19 protein-coding genes are annotated in these 23,998 nt (G+C 54.1%); 17 read left to right on the forward strand and 2 right to left on the reverse strand.

Annotated features, from left to right (window positions below; all coding sequences use genetic code 11):
- The first annotated feature begins 8 nt into the window (after positions 1-8).
- The 5 genes from NXS97_RS21750 (at position 9) to NXS97_RS21770 (ending at position 4,653) form a co-directional block, all read left to right on the forward strand.
- Positions 9-989: an ABC transporter permease subunit gene (locus tag NXS97_RS21750; protein WP_028715287.1), complete on the forward strand. Its 981-nt coding sequence runs from the start codon at positions 9-11 to the stop codon at positions 987-989.
- A 71-nt stretch (positions 990-1,060) separates the two neighbouring features.
- Complete coding sequence (locus NXS97_RS21755; protein ID WP_013026261.1) at positions 1,061-1,999, forward strand: ABC transporter substrate-binding protein; 939 nt, start codon at positions 1,061-1,063, stop codon at positions 1,997-1,999.
- Between the two features lie 48 nt (positions 2,000-2,047).
- Positions 2,048-2,740 (forward strand): D-lyxose/D-mannose family sugar isomerase, encoded by a 693-nt coding sequence (locus tag NXS97_RS21760; protein WP_019106477.1) that lies wholly within the window; start codon positions 2,048-2,050, stop codon positions 2,738-2,740.
- Complete coding sequence (locus NXS97_RS21765) at positions 2,740-3,600, forward strand: ketose 1,6-bisphosphate aldolase (protein ID WP_014593996.1); 861 nt, start codon at positions 2,740-2,742, stop codon at positions 3,598-3,600. The genes NXS97_RS21760 and NXS97_RS21765 overlap by 1 nt, the downstream gene beginning before the upstream one ends.
- Entirely contained in the window at positions 3,601-4,653 is a 1,053-nt protein-coding gene (locus tag NXS97_RS21770) for a carbohydrate kinase family protein (RefSeq protein WP_042676784.1), read from the forward strand. It begins immediately after the preceding gene.
- On the opposite strand, the gene NXS97_RS21775 is transcribed toward NXS97_RS21770, so the two are convergent.
- Entirely contained in the window at positions 4,590-5,333 is a 744-nt protein-coding gene (locus NXS97_RS21775) for a response regulator (protein WP_116219938.1), read from the reverse strand. The genes NXS97_RS21770 and NXS97_RS21775 overlap by 64 nt on opposite strands.
- 444 nt (positions 5,334-5,777) lie before the next feature.
- On the opposite strand from NXS97_RS21775, the gene NXS97_RS21780 reads away from it, so the two are divergent.
- Both NXS97_RS21780 and NXS97_RS21785 read left to right on the forward strand, forming a co-directional pair.
- The gene (locus tag NXS97_RS21780) at positions 5,778-7,076 is read left to right on the forward strand and encodes an NCS2 family permease (RefSeq protein WP_015700012.1); all 1,299 of its coding nucleotides are present in this window, start codon (positions 5,778-5,780) and stop codon (positions 7,074-7,076) included.
- Positions 7,077-7,479: 403 nt separating this feature from the next.
- A complete protein-coding gene (locus NXS97_RS21785) occupies positions 7,480-8,187 on the forward strand; it encodes a hypothetical protein (protein WP_013026255.1) in 708 nt (235 codons plus the stop codon).
- A gap of 82 nt (positions 8,188-8,269) precedes the next feature.
- Here the strand turns inward: NXS97_RS21785 and NXS97_RS21790 are convergent, their stop codons facing one another.
- Entirely contained in the window at positions 8,270-9,724 is a 1,455-nt protein-coding gene (locus tag NXS97_RS21790) for an AMP nucleosidase (protein WP_014593991.1), read from the reverse strand.
- Positions 9,725-10,118: 394 nt separating this feature from the next.
- On the opposite strand from NXS97_RS21790, the gene NXS97_RS21795 reads away from it, so the two are divergent.
- From NXS97_RS21795 to tssC, 10 genes are all read left to right on the forward strand, one after another.
- The gene (locus NXS97_RS21795) at positions 10,119-11,534 is read left to right on the forward strand and encodes an EmmdR/YeeO family multidrug/toxin efflux MATE transporter (RefSeq protein ID WP_024470994.1); all 1,416 of its coding nucleotides are present in this window, start codon (positions 10,119-10,121) and stop codon (positions 11,532-11,534) included.
- A 1,111-nt stretch (positions 11,535-12,645) separates the two neighbouring features.
- A complete protein-coding gene (locus NXS97_RS21800; protein ID WP_064352416.1) occupies positions 12,646-13,245 on the forward strand; it encodes a hypothetical protein in 600 nt (199 codons plus the stop codon).
- A 23-nt stretch (positions 13,246-13,268) separates the two neighbouring features.
- A complete protein-coding gene (gene tssJ, locus NXS97_RS21805) occupies positions 13,269-13,772 on the forward strand; it encodes a type VI secretion system lipoprotein TssJ (RefSeq protein WP_013026251.1) in 504 nt (167 codons plus the stop codon).
- Positions 13,773-13,793: 21 nt separating this feature from the next.
- Positions 13,794-15,134 carry a type VI secretion system baseplate subunit TssK gene (gene tssK / locus NXS97_RS21810; RefSeq protein WP_014605520.1) on the forward strand — a complete coding sequence of 447 codons (1,341 nt, stop codon included), beginning with the start codon at positions 13,794-13,796 and terminating at the stop codon, positions 15,132-15,134.
- Between the two features lie 16 nt (positions 15,135-15,150).
- A complete protein-coding gene (locus tag NXS97_RS21815) occupies positions 15,151-16,392 on the forward strand; it encodes a DotU family type VI secretion system protein (protein ID WP_013026249.1) in 1,242 nt (413 codons plus the stop codon).
- A gap of 3 nt (positions 16,393-16,395) precedes the next feature.
- Positions 16,396-20,022 (forward strand): type VI secretion system membrane subunit TssM, encoded by a 3,627-nt coding sequence (tssM, locus tag NXS97_RS21820; RefSeq protein ID WP_116219940.1) that lies wholly within the window; start codon positions 16,396-16,398, stop codon positions 20,020-20,022.
- A 14-nt stretch (positions 20,023-20,036) separates the two neighbouring features.
- Positions 20,037-20,750, forward strand: a complete 714-nt coding sequence (gene tagF / locus NXS97_RS21825) for a type VI secretion system-associated protein TagF (protein WP_022623340.1) — start codon at positions 20,037-20,039, stop codon at positions 20,748-20,750.
- Between the two features lie 10 nt (positions 20,751-20,760).
- Complete coding sequence (gene tssA / locus NXS97_RS21830; protein ID WP_116219941.1) at positions 20,761-21,783, forward strand: type VI secretion system protein TssA; 1,023 nt, start codon at positions 20,761-20,763, stop codon at positions 21,781-21,783.
- Between the two features lie 80 nt (positions 21,784-21,863).
- Positions 21,864-22,394 (forward strand): type VI secretion system contractile sheath small subunit, encoded by a 531-nt coding sequence (gene tssB, locus NXS97_RS21835; protein WP_014605521.1) that lies wholly within the window; start codon positions 21,864-21,866, stop codon positions 22,392-22,394.
- The gene (tssC, locus tag NXS97_RS21840; protein WP_014593986.1) at positions 22,394-23,893 is read left to right on the forward strand and encodes a type VI secretion system contractile sheath large subunit; all 1,500 of its coding nucleotides are present in this window, start codon (positions 22,394-22,396) and stop codon (positions 23,891-23,893) included. The genes tssB and tssC overlap by 1 nt, the downstream gene beginning before the upstream one ends.
- The last annotated feature ends 105 nt before the right edge of the window (positions 23,894-23,998 follow it).

The following is a 23,998-nucleotide window of genomic DNA, read 5'->3' on the forward strand; positions in this document are numbered from 1 at the left end:
ATAAAACAATGACACAAACGGCACGTGTTAATCCACCGACGGCCAAACGCGCTCTGATGGGCGACATCATGCAGACCGTGGGCATTTTACCGATTTTGATTTTAATCGTGGCGGTCTTTGGTTTTGTCACGCCTAACTTCTTTACCGAAGCCAATTTGCTCAACATTACGCGTCAGGCCTCCATCAATATCGTGCTGGCCGCAGGCATGACCTTTGTCATCCTGACGGGCGGTATCGATTTGTCCGTGGGCTCGATGCTGGGCACCACGGCGGTGGTGGCGCTGCTGACGTCGCTGGACCCGATGCTGGCGTCGCTTACTATTCCGATGGCGCTGGGCGCCGGGCTGGTGATGGGATTGTTTAACGGCATTCTCGTGGCCTGGGCCGGACTGCCTCCGTTTATCGTCACGCTCGGCACCTATACCGCACTGCGCGGGGCGGCCTATCTGCTGGCCAACGGCACCACGGTGATCAATTCCGATATTAACTTTGAGTGGATAGGCAATGGCTACCTGGGGCCGGTGCCCTGGCTGATCGTCATCGCGTTCGCCGTTATCGCGATTTGCTGGTTCATTCTGCGTCGCACCACGCTGGGCGTTCATATCTATGCGGTGGGCGGCAATATTCAGGCCGCGCGACTGACCGGCATCAAAGTGGGCCTGGTGCTGATATTTGTGTACGGCATGAGCGGATTGCTGTCGGGGTTGGGCGGGCTGATGAGTGCTTCGCGCCTCTACAGCGCCAACGGCAATCTGGGCGTGGGTTATGAGCTGGATGCCATTGCCGCGGTGATTCTGGGCGGCACCAGTTTCGTCGGCGGCATCGGCACCATCACCGGCACGCTGATTGGGGCGTTGATTATCGCCACGCTGAATAACGGCATGACATTAATGGGCGTCTCCTACTTCTGGCAGTTGGTTATTAAAGGTGCGGTCATCATCATCGCCGTCCTGATCGATAAATATCGTACTCGTCATCATGTGGGCTGACAGCCCCCATGCGCAGAGCAAACAAAGCGCCATTCAGCAGTTGGCAGATAAATCACAGCAGGAGAAGATCTATGCGTTTTAATCCGATTGTAACCGGGCTGCTGGCGGCAACGCTGCTCAGTGCCGGTGTGGCTCAGGCAAAAGAACTGAAATCGATTGGCGTAACGGTAGGCGACCTCGCTAACCCATTCTTTGTGCAGATCACCAAAGGTGCAGAGATGAAGGCGCGTCAGCTGGCCGGGGATAACGTAAAAGTCACGCTGGTGTCGAGTGGCTACGATCTCGGGCAGCAGGTGGGACAGATTGATAACTTCATTGCGGCAAAAGTGGACATGATTATCCTGAATGCCGCCGACTCAAAAGGGATTGCCCCTGCGGTCAAGCGCGCGCGTGATGCGGGTATCGTTGTGGTTGCGGTCGACGTCGCCGCAGATGGCGCTAACGCCACCATCACCTCTGATAACACCCAGGCGGGTGAAATGGCCTGTAAATACATCGCCGATCGCCTGAAAGACAAAGGCAATGTGGTGATCATCAACGGCCCGCCGGTCTCTGCCGTACAAAACCGCGTGGAAGGCTGCATGACCGAACTGAAACGCCATCCGGATATTAAGCTGCTTTCCTCTAATCAGAACGCCAAAGGCAGCCGTGAAGGCGGGCTGGAAGTGATGACCGGCCTGCTGTCAGCCAATCCAAAAATCGACGCGGTTTTTGCGATTAACGATCCGACCGCGATCGGTGCCGATTTGGCGGCAAAACAGGCCCAGCGTAACGAGTTCTTTATCGTCGGCGTGGATGGTTCGCCGGATGGTGAGGAAGCGCTGAAACGTAAGAACTCGCTGTTCGCCGCTACGCCAGCCCAGGATCCGCAGGTGATGGCAGCCAAAGCCGTCGAGATCGGTTACGACATTCTTCAGGGCAAACCGGCACCGGATAAACCCGTGCTGATCCCGGTTAAATTAATCGATCGCAATAACGTCAGCAGCTACAAGGGCTGGACAGTGAAATAAAACCGGCGCGCGGCATCGTCGGGTGCCGCTTTAACGGGAGAGCTGACGATGCAACGCTCCGAAGTGAATGTGTTTTTGCAAAACACGCGAGACTTTTTTACACGCCAGGATATTCATCTGCCGCCTTGGGCTGATTACGACCTCAGTCAGTGGCGTCAGCAGCAGGGCGACATTGATGAAATTATCGCGTTAGGGCTGGGCTGGGACCTCACCAGCTTTGGCGCCGATGATTTTCTGCAAACCGGCCTGACGCTCTTTACGCTGCGCAACGGCTCGCCGGGCGGCAAGCCCTGGCACAAACCTTATGCTGAAAAAGTCATGCACGTGCGTGAAGGGCAGGTCACGCCGATGCATTATCATCCCCGCAAAATGGAAGACATCATCAACCGCGGGGGCGGCAATCTGATCGTCGAACTGTATAACCGTGAAGGCAATGAGAAGGCGAACTCGCCGGTGACGGTATCGCTGGATGGCATCACACAAACCCATGCGGCCGGTTCGCAACTCAGGCTGTCTCCAGGCGAAAGCGTGACGTTAATCGCCGGCGTCTGGCACAGCTTCTGGGGCGAAAACGGCTTTGGCGATGTGCTGGTTGGCGAAGTCTCGATGCCTAACGATGATGACAACGATAACGTATTTTTGACGCCGCTGGCGCGCTTTAACGCCCTTGATGAGGATCAGGAACCGCACCGGCTGCTCTGTAACGACTATTCCCACTGGCTCAATCTGAGGAGTGAATAATGGCTTTGATCTCTCTGGCACAGGGGCTGGCCCATGCGCAGAAGCAGGGGTACGCGCTGGGCGCCTTTAACGTTCTGGACACGCATTTTCTGCGCGCGCTGTTTGCGGCCGCAGAGCAGCAACGCTCGCCTTTTATCATCAATATTGCGGAAGTGCATTTTAAATACGTCACGCTCGACCAGCTGGTTGAGGCGATAAAGTTTGAAGCGGCGAAGCACGCGATTCCGGTGGTGCTCAACCTGGATCACGGTTTGCACTTTGAGGCGGTGATGCAGGCGATTCGTCTGGGATTCACCTCGGTAATGTTCGATGGCTCAACGCTGAGTTATGAAGAGAATATTCGCCAGACGCGTGAAGTGGTCAAAGCGGCACATGCCGTCGGCGTGTCGGTTGAGGCAGAACTGGGCGCGGTGGGCGGAGACGAAGGGGGCGCGTTATTTGGCGAAGCCGACAGCGAAAAATTTACCGATCCACGGCTGGCTGCAGAGTTTGTGCGTGAAACCGGCATTGATACGCTGGCGGTGGCTATCGGTAACGCCCACGGGAAATACAAAGGGGAGCCTAAACTCGACTTTGACCGGCTGGCGGCTATCCGCGAGCAAACCGGCGTACCGCTGGTGCTGCACGGTGGCTCAGGCATCAGCGACGCGGATTTCCGGCGGGCGATCTCACTCGGCATCCATAAAATCAACTTCTATACCGGCATGTCGCAGGCGGCACTCGACGCGGTGGAACGCAGTCTGGCCTCACGCAACACCCGCTATGACGAGTTTGCCGAACTGCTGATGGCGGTGGAGAACGCAATTTGTGAAACCGTGATGCAGCAGATGAAGATTTTCGGCAGCGTAGGGCAGGCGTAAATGGAGGCGCGGCGCGGCATTCTGGCCGCTGGCGTGATGCTGGTGGATTACGTTCATCGTATTAGCCACTGGCCGGAACAGGGCTGGCTGGCAGAGGTTCAGCATAGCGAAAAGGCGGCAGGCGGCGCACCGCTGAATGTTTTACTTACTCTTTCACGCATGCAGTGTCAGCTTCCGCTGGTGGCGATTGGCCTGCTGGGCAATGACGCCGACGGTGATTACCTGCTGGCTATCATGCAGGCGTCGCAGATCGATCATCGCTGGGTTCAACGTACCTGCGATAAACCCACCGCGATGACGCAGGTGATGACCGCACCGGACGGGCAACGAACGTTTTTCTTTTCCCCTGGCGCAAATGCCCTGCTGGACAGAACGCATTTCGCTGCTGTAGACGATGCGCAGCGCATCTTTCATCTGGGCTATTTACTGTTGCTTGAAACGCTGGACGGCGCGGACAGCGAATTCGGCACGCGCAGCGCCCGTTTGCTGGCCCAGATGCAGCAGCGTGGCTATTTTACCTCGCTCGATCTGGCGTCCCGTGCCGGGGATTACCGACCACAGGTATTGCCTGCGTTGCGCTGGTTAGATTACCTGGTTATTAACGAACTGGAAGCCCAGGCGTTGTCTGGCGTCGTTTTGCGGGATGATAACGGTATTCAACCACCCGCAGCCTTTTCCCTGGCTGCGCAGTGGCTGGCCGGGCAGGGGGTGCGTCAGCGCGTGGTGATACACGCGCCCGAAGGCGCATGGGGGCAGGAAGTCGGCGGCGAAGGCATCTGGCAGCCTGCGTGGCAGCTGGCACCCGACGAGATTGTGGGCAGCGTTGGCGCAGGTGATGCATTTTGTGCGGGCGTACTGTATGCCAGCCATGAAGGGGATGACATGCTGGCAACGCTGCAACTTGCGCACACCTGCGCCCGGTTTAATTTGCGCGCGGCCAATGCAATCGACGGTATTCGCCCGTTGACCGACATGCGGCAGTGGATGGCTCAGGCCGTTTGCGTCGAGAGCCGCAAACCTTCAGGTTTGACCACGTCCGCCGAGAAAACATAACCCAACCCACGAATCGTGCGGATCAGGTCGGGCTGATGGGGATTTGCTTCGATTTTCCGCCGCAACCGCATAATCAGCACATCGATGGTGCGGTCAAACACGTCCATCGTTTCGCTGTGGGTGAGTTCCAGCAACTGGTCGCGCGTCAGGACCTTACGCGCGTGCCGCACCATCGCGCGCAGCAAGGTATATTCACCCTGCGTTAACGGCACGGTTTCGCGCTGCGGATTGAGCAACTGGCAGCGCGTTTCATCAAGCAGCCAGCCATTAAAGCGCCATCCCTCATGATCAGTTTCCGGCAACACCACGCGCCCGCTGCGCCGGAGAGCCGCCCGCGCCCGCGCAACCACAACGCGTGGATTAAAGGGCTTGGCGATATAATCATCCGCGCCCATCTCCAGGCCTACTACCATTTCCGCTTCCGAACCCATACCGGTCAACATAATCACGAGAATATCAGGCCGCAGTCGCTGCAACTGCTGCAAAACCAATAAACCGTTGGTGTCGGGCAACATCATATCAAGCATAACCAGGGAAATATCCGGATGTTCGCACACCCTCGTCAGGGCATCTTTCCCTTGATGGCAGCGATAAACCAACAACGCATGTTCACTGAGTGCGTCCTGCAACAAATCGCAGACGGCATGATCGTCATCCACCACCAAAATTGCTGGCTTCATCGTGTGACCTCAATGTTACTGAAGGGTTAAATGCGAGTTTACACATTCCAGCATGGCCTGCTGATTGATGCAGCTGAAACGTGACCAGCGTCGCCTGACAAAACGCTGAAGCGTGCGGAAACGCATAATTTTGCCGGACAGGGGGGAAGGAAAACGATTGCGCGTTCAGGGGGCAATGCACCATAATCGCGCCCTGATCTGGTTCAGAATTATCTTAAGGCTCGCTGACGTGTATCCAGGTAATCGATTGCGTATTAGGCTGGCACAGCAATTGCTTTAGCCTTTGCAATTGCTCATGTGACAAAGGAAAGCGAAAACCGTATTTCGGGTGGTCGGGCTGGCATGCGACAGCACTGGCGGCCCCTCAGTATCACAACAAACAGCATGACCATAACCTTGGCAAGAGAACGCGCACCTGAGTGACGTCTCTATCATCGAGAGATAATGATGTTAGAAAAACTATTTAAATTAAAAGCGCACAACACAACTGTACGCACTGAAATAATCGCCGGTATCACTACCTTCCTGGCGATGGCCTACATTCTGTTTGTTAACCCCAGTATTTTGGGTGCAACCGGCATGGATAAAGGGGCTGTTTTTGTCGCGACCTGTCTGGCAGCCGCAATTGGTTCGGTGTTAATGGGACTGATTGCCAACTACCCGATTGCGCTGGCACCGGGCATGGGGCTGAATGCTTTTTTCACCTATACCGTTGTCTTGCACATGGGCTACAGCTGGCAGATTGCGCTGGGCGCGGTATTCCTGTCCGCAGTGATTTTTTTCGCCTTATCGATATTTAAGATTCGCGAGTGGATTATCAAGAGCATTCCGCTGCCGCTGCGCGCCGGTATTGCCGCAGGGATCGGTCTCTTCCTGGCAATTATCGCGTTGGAAGGCGCGGGTATCGTTGTGGATAATCCGGCTACCCTGGTGGGGATTGGCGATCTGACGAAGCCGGGCCCCTTACTGGCGATGTTAGGGTTTATCATCATCGTGGTACTGGAAGCGCGTCGCGTCACGGGCGCGGTCTTAATAGGCATTCTGATCATCACCTTTATCTCGATGGGCATTGGTCTGACGAAATTTGGCGGTGTATTTTCTGCACCGCCTTCAATCGCACCAACGTTCATGCAGTTGGATATTGCGGGGGCATTTAACGTCGGCTTAATTAGCGTGATTTTCGCGTTCTTGTTCGTGGATGTGTTTGATAACACCGGCACGCTATTGGGTGTAACCAAACGCGCCGGGCTGGCTGACGAGCAGGGCAATGTGCCCAAAATGGGACGCGCGCTGGTTGCGGACAGTGCGGCTGCGCTGTTTGGTTCGCTGCTGGGCACCTCTACGACCACCAGTTATGTCGAGTCTGCCGCCGGAGTGAGCGCAGGCGGTCGTACCGGCCTGACGGCGATTGTGGTTGCGGTGCTTTTCCTGCTTGCGCTGTTCTTTTCTCCTCTGGCGTCAAGCGTGCCGGTTTATGCCACCGCGCCAGCATTGCTGTTTGTTGCGGTTTTGATGACGTCCGGGCTGGCCGAAATTGACTGGAAAGACATCACCACTGCTGCCCCGGTAACCGTGACCGCGCTGACGATGCCGCTGACCTACTCGATTGCTAACGGTATTGCCTTTGGCTTTATTACCTGGACCGTGGTGAAGTTGCTCAGCGGACGCACCAAAGAGATTAATGCGGCACTGATTGTTCTGTCTGTATTATTTGTGATTAAGCTCGGCTGGCTGAGCGCCTGATTAATCTAACCGTTACAGCATATTGAATATGCTGTAACGGTTTTAACATTAGATTTAAAAAAAGCGTTTGCGGTTGTTTTCTCTGTTATTTTCCATCATTGTGCGCACCCTTCCAGAATATCGATCTACGCCCTTTTCTTCGCGCGGCCGTGCTTTTATTCTTTGACTCAACATTGTGAATAAAGGAAAAGAACAATTCCCATTTTATTTTTCCTTTTTATTCAATCAGGTAATGTTTATTGCGCAAGACTTTGCTTCAATAATGCTGAAGCAGGTTGCGACTTACGTTAATGGATTAAGTTAATCCGCCTGTCAGGAAAAGCTCATGGGCAATCTGTATGGAAAACGGAATCGCGGTAATCCGCATTTGACCCTCAGTCATCGCTGGACAGGAGGCAAAAAAATGGAAAATTTTGAGACGCGCTTTGAGCGGCTTGAAGAAGACAACCATCAAATAAAAATCGACCTGGCGCTTTTTAGCGGGCAGGCTATGGCGTTTGCGACCAAAGCCGATCTTGAGCTTCTGCGTGCGGAACAGGCGGTGTTTCATGTTGAAAGGGTTCAGCGATTTACGCTGCTGGAAGAGAAAGTCCAACAGTTTAGCATCCGGTTTGACGATGTTGATGGCAGGCTGGTTAGCATCGAAGGCAAACTTTCAGTAATCGATGGCATCTTATTCAATTTTGCTAATAAATTTAATGCTATCGAGGTAAGTTTTAACATTATCAATGCGAAGTTTGATGATGTTTACAAAGAATTCGCTGCTAATGAGGTGAGATTTAACGGCATTGACGCTCGGCTCGACGCAATGGATATACGGTTTGATGGCATCGATAAGAGACTCGACGGCATCGACAAGAGACTGGACGGCATTGATATGAGACTGAATGGTATTGATATCAGGCTTGATGGTATCGATCGGCGACTGGATGCGATGGACCGGAGAATGGATGCCATGGACCAGCGATTCGACAGGATTGATGAACGATTCGATAAACTGGATTTACGCTTTGAAAGCCTTAATAACCGCCTTATCTGGACGCTCATGGTACCGGCTATTCTTGCGGTGTTTGCCTGGTTCATCAATACCGCCGTTCTGAACGCGGCCTGATTCGTAATATCGTCTTAATTAACGAGACGGTATTAACGGGAAGGATTTTCGCATTAATACCGTCTTTTTCATTCATTATTGTTTAACGGAAAGGCGGTTCGTTAAACGTACGTAACTTACGTGAATGCAACTTATCACCTTCGGCGCGCAATAATTCAACCGCGCGAATACCAATCTGTAAATGCTCTGAAATCGCGCCGTCGTAAAAGCGGTTTGCCTGGCCCGGCAGTTTGATTTCACCGTGCAGCGGCTTGTCCGAAACACACAGCAATGTGCCATAAGGCACCCTGAAACGGTATCCCTGAGCAGCAATCGTTGCACTTTCCATATCGACAGCCACGGCCCGGCTCAGATTAAAACGCAGGGCAGAGGCTGAATAGCGCAGCTCCCAGTTACGATCGTCTGTTGTCACAACGGTTCCGGTGCGTAGCCGTTCTTTTACCTCCTCGCCTGGCATACCGCTCACGGACTTGGTTGCGTCATACAAAGCCCGCTGAACTTCGGCAATGCTTGGAATCGGAATGTCGGGCGGCAGAACGCTGTCCAGCACGTGGTCGTCGCGCAGGTATGCATGAGCCAGCACGTAGTCACCAATGCGCTGACTCTCGCGCAGGCCGCCACAGTGCCCTATCATCAGCCAGGCGTGAGGACGAATGACCGCCAGATGATCGCAGATTGTTTTAGCATTGGACGGGCCCACGCCGATATTGATCAATGTAATTCCCCGGCGATTGGGTGAGGTCAGGTGCCAGGCTGGCATCTGATGCTTTTTCCAGGCCAGATCAGACAGCATGGCTTCATTGTCTTCTGTACTCGCCGTCAGAACGACATCGCCCGCACACACAAGGCTGTCGAAAGGGGTTGAAGGATCGCGAACCTGTTCAATGGCCCAGCGTACGAATTCGTCTACGTAGCGCGTGTAGTTGGTAAACAGGACAAAGGGTTGAAAATGCTCAACCGCCGTGCCGGTATAGTGGCGCAGGCGGGCAAGCGAAAAATCTGTGCGCAACGCGTCAAAGTGAGACAGAGGAAAGGTCGCATCGGCATGAAATAAACCATCTGCCGTTTCATCACCAATCTGCGACAGTTCAGTCGTTGGAAAGTGACGCGCAATCCCCGCACTCATGGTGCGATCCAGCGACAGATCGGACCCGTCTATGACGTAAGGATAGGGAATTTCCTGACGCGAAGGACCGACGTCGATCGTCACCTCGTACTCTTTTTCCAGCATGGCCAGCTGTTCAGAGATGTAATGGCGCAGCAGAGCAGGGCGCGTCACCGTGGTGCTGTAACTGCCAGTATGGGTAAAGCGGCCCCAGGCTCGGGTGCGATTCTGCTGAGGCCCGTCGCCCTGCCACGTAATGCGTAGTTCAGGATAAACAAACAGACCTTGCGCGCGGGCAACGGGATCGGGTAGCGAGCCTTCTTCCGTATAGGCCTTAATTGATGCGCGCAGAGCGTTGACGGCTTCATCATACATCTGCTCAAGCGTATCAAGAGCCTGCTGGCGTGTCAGATTTTTCCGTTGGGCTGGCATAACCTCTCCTTTAACGTTCTTACGACAATTTCCCCAAGCTTAGCGGGTTTAACGCAGGATTTGGTGAAGAATCTATGATCAAGCGCATTTTGCTGCCGCCAGTTATGGGCGAGGCTTAGCGCTGGTGCGTGGGTTTACATCAAAATGCAGACAAACCTGACGCCTGCCTCCGCTTTTTGGTAAAGAAGAGGGCCGCTTCCGGGCATGATCGTGCGATGACATCGGCAACGCGATGATTCAACGAGGTGAGGAAAAAGGTAAAAAAAGTGTGTAACGATGATTTAACAGGAATGCAAAACGTTTTGCATATTTGCCCGCAGGCTACCATCATTAGAGCTCTTTCCCCGACTTCTTCATATTTGGTACTCCTTTGCAAAATCCCGGCGTAGCAGTGGTGCAGGCGATTAAGCGCACGGCGTGGTATCCCAAACGTCGTTCTTACCGCACGCTGTACTGGCGTGAAATTTCGCCTCTTGCAGTCCCGATCTTTTTTGAAAATGCCTGCGTGCTGTTAATGGGCGTGCTCAGTACCTTCCTGGTCAGCTGGCTGGGTAAAGAGGCGATGGCAGGCGTTGGCCTGGCTGACAGTTTTAACATGGTCATCATCTCCTTTTTTGCCGCCATCGATCTGGGCACCACGGTGGTGGTCGCTTTCAGTCTGGCAAGGCGTAATGGTAAACGGGCGCGTGCCGCTACGCGACAGTCGTTGGCGATGATGACCATTTTGGCGCTAATTCTGGTCATTGCGATTGAGTTCTGGGGCCATCTGATTATTGACGCCATTGCCGGCGCTGCCGAACCGAAAGTAAAAGCGCTGGCGCTGAGCTATCTCCAGGTTTCGGCATGGAGCTATCCGGCAGCGGCCATCACGCTAATCGGCAGTGGCGCGCTGCGTGGGGCAGGGAATACCAAGATCCCGATGCTGATTAATGGCGGGATGAATATCCTCAATATCATGATCAGTAGCGTACTTATTTACGGCTGTTTTTCATGGGATGGATTAGGGTTTGTCGGGGCTGGCCTGGGGTTAACCATTACCCGTTATATCGGCGCTTTCGCCATTATTTATGTGTTAATGATTGGATTTAACGCCTCGCTTAAAATCACGCTGTCCAGCTATTTTCGTCGCTGGAACAGCAGCATACTTTATGAAGTACTGAGCATTGGCGTGCCTGCCAGTATCGAATCTGTGCTGTTTAACGGCGGTAAATTGCTGACCCAGGTGTTTGTGGCTGGCATGGGCACCAATGAGATCGCGGGTAACTTTATTGCGTTTTCTGTTGCCTCGCTGATTAACCTGCCGGGTAACGCGCTTGGATCGGCTTCAACCATCATCACCGGAAAGCGGCTGGGTAAATACCAGGTATTTCAGGCTGAACGACAGGCGAAGCATGTTTTTTGGCTGGCAACCATTTGCCTGTCGTGCGTTGCGGCACTGACCGTTCCGCTGGCGGGCTTGTTGGCACGTTTCTATACCAGCGATCCTGAAGTGATAAATGTCACGAAACACCTCATCTGGCTCAATGCCTTGTTTATGCCGATTTGGGCAGCGTCGTGGGTTTTACCGGCTGGGCTGAAAGGCGCGCGTGACGCACGTTACACGATGTACGTCTCTATGTTTAGTATGTGGTGTGCAAGGGTTGTGGCTGGCTATTTGCTGGGCATTGAACTGGGAATGGGCGTCATCGGCGTCTGGCTTGGCATGTTCCTCGACTGGACAGTGAGAGGGCTGTTTTTCTGGGGAAGGTTCACCAGCGGTAAATGGCTGAATAATTACCGTAAAATGATCGCGAAAGCCGGGCCATCCTAATTCCTTTTCCTGATTTGTTATCTCTGTCGCCGCTTTAACCCAGGTGGCGACGATAAATACTGTGCCATTCAATGCCTGAGTGATTTCAGCCCATACCGCTGTTCACATCGGGCCATTGGCACGTCCTGCGCTTGTGCAATCCACCGCGGCTTAGTCTCTGGCTGTATTAAAATCACTCACATTGCCTTTTATTGATCCAGCTTGCGGCTAAAACCAACACTGCTCCCCGATATATTACTTAAGATAATTCTTAATTTAGCAATACTTTAAATATTTAACCTGTTGTATCTATTAGTTTTTTAATAAATGACACGCTTCGTGTTTTCTAAAAATTTGACTTAATTACGATCTCAGACTTAAGAAAATCAGCTTCAGGGCGCTTCGCTGGCCGTTTTATCCCTTTTTACCATGATTAAATATTCATACTACTAATGTTTAATTATCTAAACGAAGCGGCTGGCAGGGCTAAATCGGGGTTTTTTATCGCCTCGATAGCATTTGGTTAACAAGTGCCTGAAGTTTGAGATAATACTATACATTAATATTTTTACTATTTAAGCTCGCTCGGGGCTGTGTTGAATTTTTTAAGGCATTATGTAAAGCTGTGTAAGATGTTAAGAAATGGAAAAGAACTTTACACAGGCGAGCAGGATGTTGAGGCTCGTGCGGTAGCTATGGTGCTGCAGTTTAATTTGTAAGCCATTGATTTATTGCTATTTGTGTGAGATCGACTGGAATTTAAGCAGGATGTTGCCATTCTCCCCACACTTATAACGATTAATCAGCCTTATTAAACTTAACGATTCAGCTTTATGAATCGGTTTTGCGCAACGCTTAACCAGGCTGCCTTAATGACGTTTGCGTTTAGGAATTTGTCAGTTTGCTGAATGTTTAACCGCGAATTCAGCCGTCTTGTTCCGGTCATCAGGTTTCATGGGCAGTTTCACACCTGCTCACTCTCATCGAATAGAAAACTTTAAACTCACTACCTCATCTCATTCAGGCAAATTGTGTTGTTAATCAGTGTATTGGCTCCAGATGGCAGCCAGCATCGCTCGTTCTGCAACAGGGTTTGCTTAACACCGGCCAATGGCCACTTGTTTGGGTATTAATGGAAATAAATATGAAGAAAATGGTGAACTTTCGAATTGCATTAAGCCTGATGTTTGTCTTTGCTGTTGCAGGCTGTAAAACACCGCCAAAAATGACTGATGACACAATGGTGAGCAGCACCGTTGATGGCACAACCCTGATCCATCGTCATGCCGTTGCTGCGCCGGCGCAGTTCTCCGCATTAAATGAATCCTATCGCGCTTTATATCCTGCATCGGTTATGACGCGTCCGGACTTCGGCGGCAAAGTCGTCGAAACCCTGAAAACAGGTGAAACCTACACCGTTGTGGGTCAGGTTGAAAATAACTGGCTGGCATTAGGTGAAGAAGCGCAGGCTGAAGCGCCACCAGCAGCCAGCGATGCCAAAGCCACTGACAGCAAAGCGGCACCGGCTCAGGCCACAACCAGCGCGATAAAAGTTGTTGGTTATGTCCCTTTCCGCGCCGTGGTGAAAAGCGATTTGTACGATCAGACCGTTAAAGCCGATCAGCCGAAACGTCGTGCGCGTGCCGCCGCCAAGAAAAAAACCTGTGTTTCTGTAGATGGAAACAGCCAGGCGTGCCAGAACAAGAATAACGGTACCTGGATCATTAACTAAGTCAGGGGCAGGGAGGGACAGAAATGGCACAAACTTACTTTCGCGTTGGCCTGGCAAAATGGATCTGGCCCTTCCTGCTGCTTCTGCTAACGGCATGCAGTAGCAGTAAGCCTGATATTGCGCGATACAACCTGCACTTCCAGGCACATCCTTCCATCAATTCGGGCGCACCTCTCAAAGTCCGGGTGATGTTGCTGACGTCTGATGCAGAATTTATGTCCGCCGACTTCTTCACTCTGCAGAATCAACCCGCTACCGCACTGGGAAATACGCTGCTCAACAATCAGCAGTTTTTCCTGATGTCCGGTCAGCTCAGTAAAACGCTGAGTGCCAAAAGCCTCCCCGACGCGCGCTTTATCGGCATCATGGCGGAATATCAAAAGCTGGATGGCAAGGTGTGGCGACTTGCGCTGCCTTTCCCAGACAGTGACAGCAGCTCGTTCTGGCAGTTCTGGAAAAGCAATGATGGTGAGTTAAACGCCAACATTATCGTTGACGATGCCGGCATGCGTCCCGTTAAGCAATAAAACCGTCTTCAAAGGATGATTATGAACAGAGCCGAAAAGGTTGTTTGGGCGGAAGGGATGTTTTTACGTCCTCACCATTTCCAGCAGGCAGAAAACTTTCTGCAAAGCTCGCTGCGTGAATGGGGCCAGTCGCAACGCCCTTATGTTTGGGGATTTTTCGATCTCGAATTTGATGAAGCGCTGTTGCGGCAGGGTAAACTGGCACTGAGCGCCGCCAGTGGATGCCTGCCGGATGGAACGTTTTTTGCCTTCAGTCAGCCACAACACGGCCCTGCGCCGCTGGACGTCCCCAGCAATACCGACCGCGCCAAAGTGGTTTTGGCCATTCCCGCTCGCCGCAATGGTCGCGAGGCGGTGACGTTTCAGGACGCGCCTGATTCGCTGGCTCGCTATCTGGCCTGGGAAGCGGAAGTTGAAGATGACAATGCGCAGGCTGTCGGAACGGCCACCGTTCAGTTTGGCAAGCTGCGCCTCCGCTTGATGCTGGAGCAGGATCTCACGGCGGAATGGACGGCGATGGGCGTTGCTCAGATCGTTGAAAAGCGCAGCGACAACCATATCCGTTTAGACAATGATTATATCCCTCCCACGTTAACCCTTGCTGGCAGTCGTCCGCTTCAGAGCATGATGACCGACCTGCACGGCATGATTCAACAACGTAGCCAGCAGCTGAGCCAGCGCGCACCCGGAACGGGCCGCTTTAACAGCGCGGATATGGTTGATTTTATGCTGCTGGCGTTGCTTAACCGCCAGTTGGGCCTTCATGCGCATCTGCAGCATCTGCCGCTATTACATCCTGAAACCCTCTACAGCCACTGGCTGCAGCTGGCTGCTGAGCTGGCAACGTGGACAGAGGCGCGTACGCCGGATGCTTTCCCTCTCTATGACCACGACGACCTGCAGGGCTGCTTCTCCCGCCTGACGCTATTGCTCCGTCAAGGCCTGTCGCAGGTGATGGAAGAGAGCGCCATTCAGTTGCCGCTGACGCAACGCTCACACGGCCTGAATGTGGCGACCGTGCCGGATAACAGCATGGTGCGTGAATTCGGTTTTGTGCTGGCCGTAAAAGCAAACGTCCCGGCCGACGCGCTGAAAACGCATTTCCCGGCGCAGATGAAAGTCGCCCCCGTCACCAAAATTCGCGATCTCGTCCAACTGCAGCTACCGGGCCTTGCCCTGAAAGCCATGCCGGGTGCGCCACCGCAGATCCCATGGCACGCAGGATACAGCTATTTTGAGCTGGATAAGAACAGCGAGCTATGGCAGGAGATGGAGCGATCGGGTGCCTTCGCGCTGCACCTTGCCGGTGAGTTTCCGGGCCTGAACATGGAGTTCTGGGCCATTCGCAGTCAGTCAGAATAATTCAAACTGAGCAGGCATGATGCAGGAACAAAATAAACCGAACAGTGATGCTTTTCAGCAGGATCTTAGCCACCAGAATAGTTTGGTGGCTGCAGCGAATCCGCTGATTAACGCGATTCCACAGATTCGTCACTCCGTCTCCCATGACGATCCCGCACGTTTACGTCAACAGCTTATTGACCAGATCCGCCGTTTCGAGCTGGCCTGCCAGCAGTCCGGACTGAGCTATGAGGTGATCGTTGGCGCGCGCTATTGTCTGTGTACGGCGCTTGATGAAGCCGCAGCACTGACGCCCTGGGGAAGCCGTGGCGTGTGGACCAGTAATGGCTTACTGGTCACCTTCCACAACGAAACCTGGGGCGGGGAGAAATTCTTCCAGCTGCTGGCGAAACTGTCGCAAAACCCGCGTCAGCACATCCTGTTACTGGAGCTGATCTATTTCTGCTTACTGCTTGGTTTTGAAGGGCGCTATCGGGTTCTGGATAATGGACGCTCGCAACTGGATACGATTAAACAGCGTCTGTTGCAGATGATCAGGAGCGTCAGGGGCAGCTTTGCCGCCGCCTTGTCGCCGCATCCGACCGATCAGCCGGTTCTGCGTAAACTCTGGCGCCCCATGATTCCGCTGTGGGCCTGTGCGGCTCTGGCGGGCCTGGCTGCCTGCCTGTTCTATATCGTGCTGAACTGGCGTCTGGGGGATTACACCTCGCCCGTGCTGGCCAAAATCTACCAAACGACGCTGCCAGAAGTGCAGATTCGTAATCCGGCACCGCCGCCGCCGCCGTCACTGAACCTGAAGTCATTCCTGAAACCTGAAATCGACGAAGGCCTGGTGGCCGTGCGCGATGAGGCAGATCAAAGTGTGGTGACGCTGAAAGGCGATGGCTTGTTCGCATCCGGTTCGACAGAGGTTCGCGGACGTTATGATGCCGTTATCCAGCGTGTAGCTGAAGCCATGAATAACGTCAGCGGGAAAATCCTGGTGGTGGGCTACAGCGATAACGTACCGATTCGCAGTGCCCGATTTGCCTCCAACTATGAGCTGTCTCTGGCCCGTGCCCAGTCTGTTCAGACGCTGTTACAAAAACAGCTGGCAAAACCATCACGCGTTAAAGCGGAAGGGCGGGGTGAAACGCATCCGTTGGTGCCGAATACCAGTGCAGAAAATCGCGCGCGTAATCGTCGTGTTGAAATTACGCTGCAGGTTGCACCTGATACGACGCAAGCTGAAGTTAACGGCCTGGCGAGAGGGAACTAATCCATGCTGAATGTACTATTTGCGGTACTGACCAGCCGTCTGGCCTGGGGCTTTGTCGGTATCACCGCACTTTCGTTTATTATCTGGGTCATTGGCCCGGTGTTCTCGATTGTGGACTCCCGTCCGTTGGAGTCAGAACAGAACCGCGTAATCAGTATTGCGCTGCTCTATGTTGTCTGGGGCCTGAGCCAGGCGATTCCGCGTGTCTATAACTACTGGCTCAACCGTAAGCTGATGTCCAGCCTGGAAACCAGCAAATCGGATACGCCGGAAGAAGACCGCAAGCGACTGACCAGTGAAGATCAGGTGCTGGCCAGCCGCTTCTCTGAAGCGACTGAGATGCTGAAAAAAGCACACTTCCAGCGGCAGAGCAGCAAAGGTGCGCCTTTCTGGGCGCAGCGCTTCAGTCATCAATATCTCTATCAACTGCCCTGGTACATGATCATCGGCGCGCCAGGTGCCGGTAAAACCACCGCTCTGGTGAATTCCGGCTTGCAGTTCCCACTGGCGGACAAGTTCGGTAAGGCTGCGCTACGTGGGATCGGCGGGACGCGTAACTGTGACTGGTGGTTTACTAACGAAGCCGTGCTGCTGGATACGGCGGGGCGCTATACCACGCAGGAGAGCCAGCAGGAGCGCGATGCCGGCGAATGGCATCAGTTTCTCGACCTCCTGCGTAAATACCGTGGCCGTCAGCCGGTTAACGGCGTCATCGTCACCTTGAGCGTGGCAGACCTGTTATCACAGTCGCCCGAGGCCATGCGCAATCAGGCCGTGGCGCTGCGTCAGCGTCTGATGGAGTTACACGATCGGCTCGGTATTCGCTTTCCGGTGTATGTCCTGGTCACCAAAACCGACCTGTTAAAGGGGTTCCGCAGCTATTTTGCCAGCCTGGATAAGGCACAGCGCGAGCAGATTTGGGGTTTTACCTTTCCGTGGGCCAAAGCATCAACGGCTGAATTTGAACTCAGCAGCCAGTTTCAGCAGGAATATTCGCTGCTGCAGCAGCGCCTGGATGCCGGACTTGCCGATGTGCTGCTGGCGGAAAGTGATGCCCAGGCACGTGCCGAAAGCTACCTGTTTCCACAGGAGTTTGCGGCATTGCGCCCTCAGTTGGCTGAGGCGCTGGATATTCTGTTTGCGCGTTCCGATTTCGAAACGCAGTTCGCTCCGCGCGGCATCTACTTTGCCAGCGGTACGCAGGAAGGCTTACCCTTTGACCGCGTAATGGGTGAACTGACGCGCGCCCTGCATCTGCCAGGCCAGCAGCAGAGTGAGTCGGGCAGTTGGGACAAAGTGGATAAAGACGCGCCGATCCCTCAAAACAAAGGCCAGAGCTTTTTCCTTAAGGGCGTGCTGGAAAATGTCATCTTCCAGGAGTCCGGTCTGGCCGGCAGTAACCGCTGGTGGGAGCTACGTAACCGCGTGGGCCTGTGGTCGGGTTATCTGGCGTTACTGGTTATCGTACTCATTGCCGGTGCACTGTGGCTGGTGAGCTATAACAAAAACAAAACCTACCTGCAGGAGATGGCGGCGAAAAGCCCCCAGGTTGAGCAGCTCGGTGACAAGTTACAAAAAGAGGTGAACGGCAACCTCTTTGCACTGGTGCCTTACCTCAATACGCTGCTGCACCTGCCTGAAAGCGCCTCCTTTTCTCTTGAGCATCCGCCGCTCACGCGCCGGATGGGGCTATATCGCGGAACGGAAGTCAGTGATGCGACCCAGGCCTTGTACGAAAGGGCGCTGAAACAGCTGCTGATGCCGCAGGTTGCGCAGAATATCACCCGCTGGTTACGCAATGATACGGGAAGTGACGCTGACTACAGCTATGAGGCGCTCAAGGCTTATCAGATGCTGTACCTGCCAAAACACTATGACGGTAAGTTTCTTCAGGCGTGGATGATGTTAAACATCTCGCGTGAATTGCCGCAGGACGTGACTCAGGCTGAGGTGAAACAGCTGGCGTGGCATCTGCAACAGCTACTGGAAACGCAGATTCAGTCCTCGCCCTATGCGAAGGATGATGCGCTGGTAAAGCGCGAGCAGGCGCTGATTAGTCAGATGCCGCTGTCACAGCGCGTTTACGGACGCCTGAAACGCCTGCTGGAACGCGATGGCTCAATGTCACCGGTTACCTTGTCCGCGCTGGGTGGACCGCAAAGTGAACTGGTTTTTTCCCGTAAAAGCGGTAAGTCTGTCAATGAAGGTGTTTCCGGGCTCTTTACGCCAGACGGCTACTGGAACCATGTGGATAAACAGATCGCGCCGGTCACGGATGCGCTCTACAAAGACGATATCTGGGTGCTGGGTGCAGAGACGGCGCATGAAGACAGCAAACAAACCGACCTTGCGGTGCGCCAGCTCTATATTCAGGATTACATCCGCCAGTGGGAGCAGTTTCTCAGCGATATTCAACTCAACAGCAGCGCCGATTTGACCCAACGTATTAATACGGCGCGCCTGCTGTCAGGGAATCATTCGCCGCTGCGGCAGTTAGTGATTAACCTGAGCAAACAGCTCACGCTCACCCGGGCGCAGCCTGAAGACAAGAATGCCAAAGATACGGCCGCGTCATCGGATAACAGCGCCACACGAACGCTGCAGGCACTGTTTACCTCGCCGCGCGCAAACGGCGAGCAGGCGGTGGTGCAGCAAACGCCTGAGCAGGCGGTGACCGCGCACTTTGCACCTGTCATCGAGCTGGCACAGCCGTTACAGCAGGGCAGTAAGGTCCTGGCCGTTGATGATTTTCTTAAGCAGATCGACGATCTCTATCGCTATCTCACTGCCGTGCAGGATGCCGCGAATAGCGGTATGCCACCGCCGGCGAGTGATGCCATTAGCCGTTTGCAGGCCAGCGCCGGACGTTTGCCCGGTTCACTGCAAAATATGGTGTCAGGCATGGCAGTGGGCGCCAGCAGCGATGCACAGCGTCGCGACATGGATAACGTTCGCAAGCGCATCACCATGGAAGTCGGCAGCTTCTGCCGTCAGGCGATAGCAGGCCGTTACCCGCTGGTCCGGAATGCACGCAGCGAAGTCACGCCTGATGACCTGGCGCGCATGTTTGCGCCGGGAACCGGACTGATGGACAGCTTCTTCCGCGATAATCTGGCCAGCAAAGTGGACACCACGCGCGCGGCATGGCGCTTCACGCCCGGCATTGATGGCAAAACCTTGCCAGGTGGCGAAGCCTTGCTGCGTCCTTTCCAGCAGGCGCAGTCGATTCGCGACGCCTTCTTTGCCAATGGGGCCACTACGCCATCCTTCCGCGTCACGTTACGGACGGTGAAGATGGATAACGATATCCTGAATATGACGCTGGATGTCGATGGACAGATTTTGCGCTACAGTCATGGACCACAGGCAGTGCAGTTAGTGAGTTGGCCCGGACCAGGTGGAACCAGTCAGGTGCGCATGCAGCTGGGGCTAACGAACGGCACGACCTCAACCCTGACCACCAGCGGCCCATGGGCGCTTAATCGCTTCTTTGATCGCGCACGGGTGACGTCGGTAGGTGGACTGACTCGCGAAGCCAGCTTTAGTGTGGACGGCCATAATGTGACGCTGTCATTCACGCCAGGCAGCATTCGTAATCCTTTCCAGCTACCCGCATTTAGCTGTCCCTGAAACAGGACCTGACTATGACCCATTACGCAGCACCTGGCTGGTACGGCAAACTGCCTAGTTCGGGTGATTTTGTTAAACGACGCTTTCCCGATACCTTGCAGCGCCAGTGGTCTAACTGGTTTCAGGTGGGATTGCACCACTGGAAGACCAGTGCTGAAGGCGAAAATGCGCCTTCTCGGGCTTTTCTTAAAGCCCCGGTGTGGAATTTTGTGGTACCACCGATGTTGGGCACGCAACTGATTCAAATGGGCTGTCTGACGGCCGCACGCGACAGCGTGGGTCGCCATTATCCCCTCTGTGCCCTCCGCTATTTTACCCCAGCGGAGTGGATGCCTTTGTTGCTGACGCGTTCAGGCGACTGGTATCACCAGATGGGAAATACCTTATTGCGGGCGGTTCAGGATGGCGGTACGCCCGAACAGTTCGATCAGGCGCTGTTGAGCATTCCACTGCCGCAGCCTCAGCAGGATGAGGCGTCATCAGATATTCTGGGGGTGATCGGCAACGGTGAACAGGATTCAACACTGAGCTGGCATCTGCCGTCCCAAAGCTTTGATCCGCAGTTCCAGACCAGTTTCTGGTGGACGAATCAGAGCGACGGTTTTCCGCTTTATACCCATGTCCACAGTGGAAACTTAACCGCGCAGTTATTTTCCCTGTTGTTTGATCCGGCAGGCGGTGCAAAGCCGGGACGAAACGGACTTTATCCCCCGATGTTTGAATCCTGAGGCGAAGCGGATGAGTATTGATATTGACACGTTGCTGATACCGGTAAGCCACGATAATCCGTGCGGTGAAAACCTGGAGTACGACGCGGACTTTCAGGCGATGGAGCAGGCCAGCGTGGGAAAAGCCGAACAGCAGTTCGGTAACACCATTATTCCGGCTGAGCCAGCGGACTGGAACAAAGTTGAAAAGCTTGCGCTGGAACTGATGAACCGCAGCAAAGACCTGCGTGTCATGCTGACCCTGACACATGCCTGGACGCGCCTGAAAGGGTTACCGGGCTATGCACAGGGCCTGCAACTGATTGAACAGGCGATGTTGCAGTTCTGGGAACCGCTCTGGCCTCGCCTTGAAGAAGACGGCGAGCACGATCCGTTTTACCGCATCAACGCGCTGGCTGTGCTGGGCGATCAGTCGGCACTGACGGCCGCCGTTCGTCAGTCATGGCTCATGCGCTATGCGTCCGACGGTATTACGCTGCGTGATGCTTCGGCGCTGTGTGACGGCAGTAAAACAGAGGTGCCAGATTATCCGGGTGGACTGCCGCGTCTGAATGACGAACTGGCACGAGGGGAACAACCGGGCATCGCAGCGATTCAAAACATTGCCGAGCGTTTGCAAAATATTCGCCGCATCGTGATTGAAAAGCTGGATGAAACGGCCTTGCCGGATATGAGCCAGCTGCAACGCAGCATGGCAATGCTGAATGAGCGCTGTCAGGCCACGGATATGGAATCGTTACACTCCCTGGCGGCGGCGATGCAATCCGCACCCGCAACGGAGCAGCAGCCCAGCGTCGCTGCACCACGTGCGGCTACCGACTGGCGCAGTGCCCAACTGAATTCGCGGGCAGAAGCCCAACTTATGCTGGAAAAAGTCAAACAGTACTTTAGTCAGCATGAGCCGAGCCACCCGGCACCGCTGATGATTGACAGGGTACAGCGCCTTATCGAACTCGATTTTATGGACATCATTCGCGATCTCGCGCCCGATGGTGTGCATCAGTTAGAAAACATTTTTGGACGCCGCGACTAAGCTAACAGTCAAGCCTTTACGCAGCGAGACCTGCGCGCCTCCTGCGAGCCTATACCCGCGCATTATATATGGAGAGAACCATGCCAACAATGAAGTCCAGTGGGCAGAAATTTATCGCCCGCAATCGCGCGCCACGCGTTCAGATTGAATATGACGTGGAAGTCTATGGCGCAGAACGTAAAATTCAGCTGCCATTCATCATGGGTGTTTTGGCCGATTTAGCCGGTAAACCGCTGGAGCCGCAGGCCAGCGTTGACGACCGTAAATTCATGGAAATCGACATCGACAATTTCGATGAGCGTATGAAAGCCATGAAGCCACGTGCGGCATTCCAGGTAGACAATACGTTGAACGGTGACGGCAAACTGAACATCGATCTGACCTTCGAAAGCATGGACGATTTTTCTCCTGATGCCATTGCCCGCAAAGTCGATCCACTTAACAGCCTGCTTGAAGCACGTACCCAGCTCTCCAACCTGCTGACCTATATGGACGGCAAAAACGGCGCCGAAGAGCTGATCGGCAAGATTTTACAGGATCCGACACTGCTGCAGGCCCTGTCACACGTGCCTAAGCAAACGGATGCCCCTGAAGGTAAGGAGGAGCAGTAATGAACCAGACTTCTCAACAACCACAATCGCAGGGCGGCGCCAGCTTTAGTCAGGATGAATTCAGCGCGTTACTGAACAAAGAATTTCGTCCTAAAAGCGACCAGGCACGCGAAGCTGTTGAAAGCGCGGTAAAAACCCTGGCGCAGCAGGCGCTGGAAAACACCGTGACCATGTCCAGCGATGCCTACCGCACCATTCAGGCACTGATCGCTGAGATTGACGAAAAGCTGTCTCAGCAGGTTAACCAGATCATCCATCATGATGACTTTCAGAAGCTGGAAAGCGCCTGGCGTGGTCTGAGCTATCTGGTGAATAACACCGAAACTGATGAGATGCTCAAGATTCGCTTTATGAGCATCTCCAAGCAGGAACTGAGCCGCACCCTGAAACGCTATAAAGGCGTGGGCTGGGATCAGAGCCCGCTGTTCAAGAAAATCTACGAGCAGGAATATGGCCAGTTTGGTGGTGAACCTTTTGGCTGCCTGGTGGGCGACTACTATTTCGATCACAGCCCGCAGGACGTCGAGCTGCTGGGCGAAATGGCGCGTATCGGTGCTGCAGCACACTGTCCGTTTATCACCGGTACTGCACCAAGCGTGATGCAGATGGAATCCTGGCAGGAACTGGCAAACCCACGCGATCTGACCAAAATCTTCCAGAATACCGAATATGCTGCCTGGCGTAGCCTGCGCGAGTCTGAAGACGCGCGCTATCTGGGCCTGGTGATGCCGCGCTTCCTGTCTCGCTTGCCTTACGGTATTCGCACCAACCCCGTGGACAGCTTTGATTTTGAAGAGCAGACCGACGGTTCCGACCACAGCAACTACAGCTGGACCAACGCGGCTTATGCCATGGCGACTAACATCAACCGTTCCTTCAAGGAGTACGGCTGGTGTACATCCATTCGCGGCGTGGAGTCGGGTGGGGCGGTTGAAGATCTGCCTTGCCACACGTTCCCAAGCGATGACGGCGGCGTAGACATGAAATGCCCAACGGAAATCGCCATCAGCGATCGCCGCGAAGCCGAGCTCGCGAAGAATGGCTTTATGCCGTTAGTTCACCGCAAAAACTCTGACTTTGCCGCCTTTATCGGCGCCCAGTCGCTGCAAAAACCTGCTGAGTACCACGATGCTGACGCTACCGCCAATGCGCGTCTGGCAGCGCGGCTGCCTTATCTGTTCGCCTGCTGCCGTTTCGCTCACTATCTGAAGTGTATTGTGCGCGACAAGATCGGTTCGTTCCGCGAGCGCGACGAAATGGAACGCTGGCTGAATGACTGGGTCATGAACTATGTTGATGGTGACCCGGCTAACTCTTCTCAGGAAACCAAATCACGCAAGCCACTGGCTGCGGCTGAGGTGAATGTGGAAGAGCAGGAAGACAACCCAGGTTATTACGCCGCGAAATTCTTCCTGCGTCCGCATTACCAGCTGGAAGGGTTAACCGTTTCGCTGCGTCTGGTATCGAAACTGCCTTCGCTGAAGTCGAACGAAAACTAATCGTTGAAACGCTAAGCACGCTCTTCGGAGCGTGCTTCTTGCGAGCAACTGCACTAAAGCATGAAAACATGCCGTATATAAAAAAATGGCTGATGTATGTCATCC

The organism is Pantoea sp. B623, from assembly GCF_024814475.1.
In the GTDB taxonomy this organism is placed as follows: Bacteria; Pseudomonadota; Gammaproteobacteria; order Enterobacterales; family Enterobacteriaceae; genus Pantoea; species Pantoea ananatis.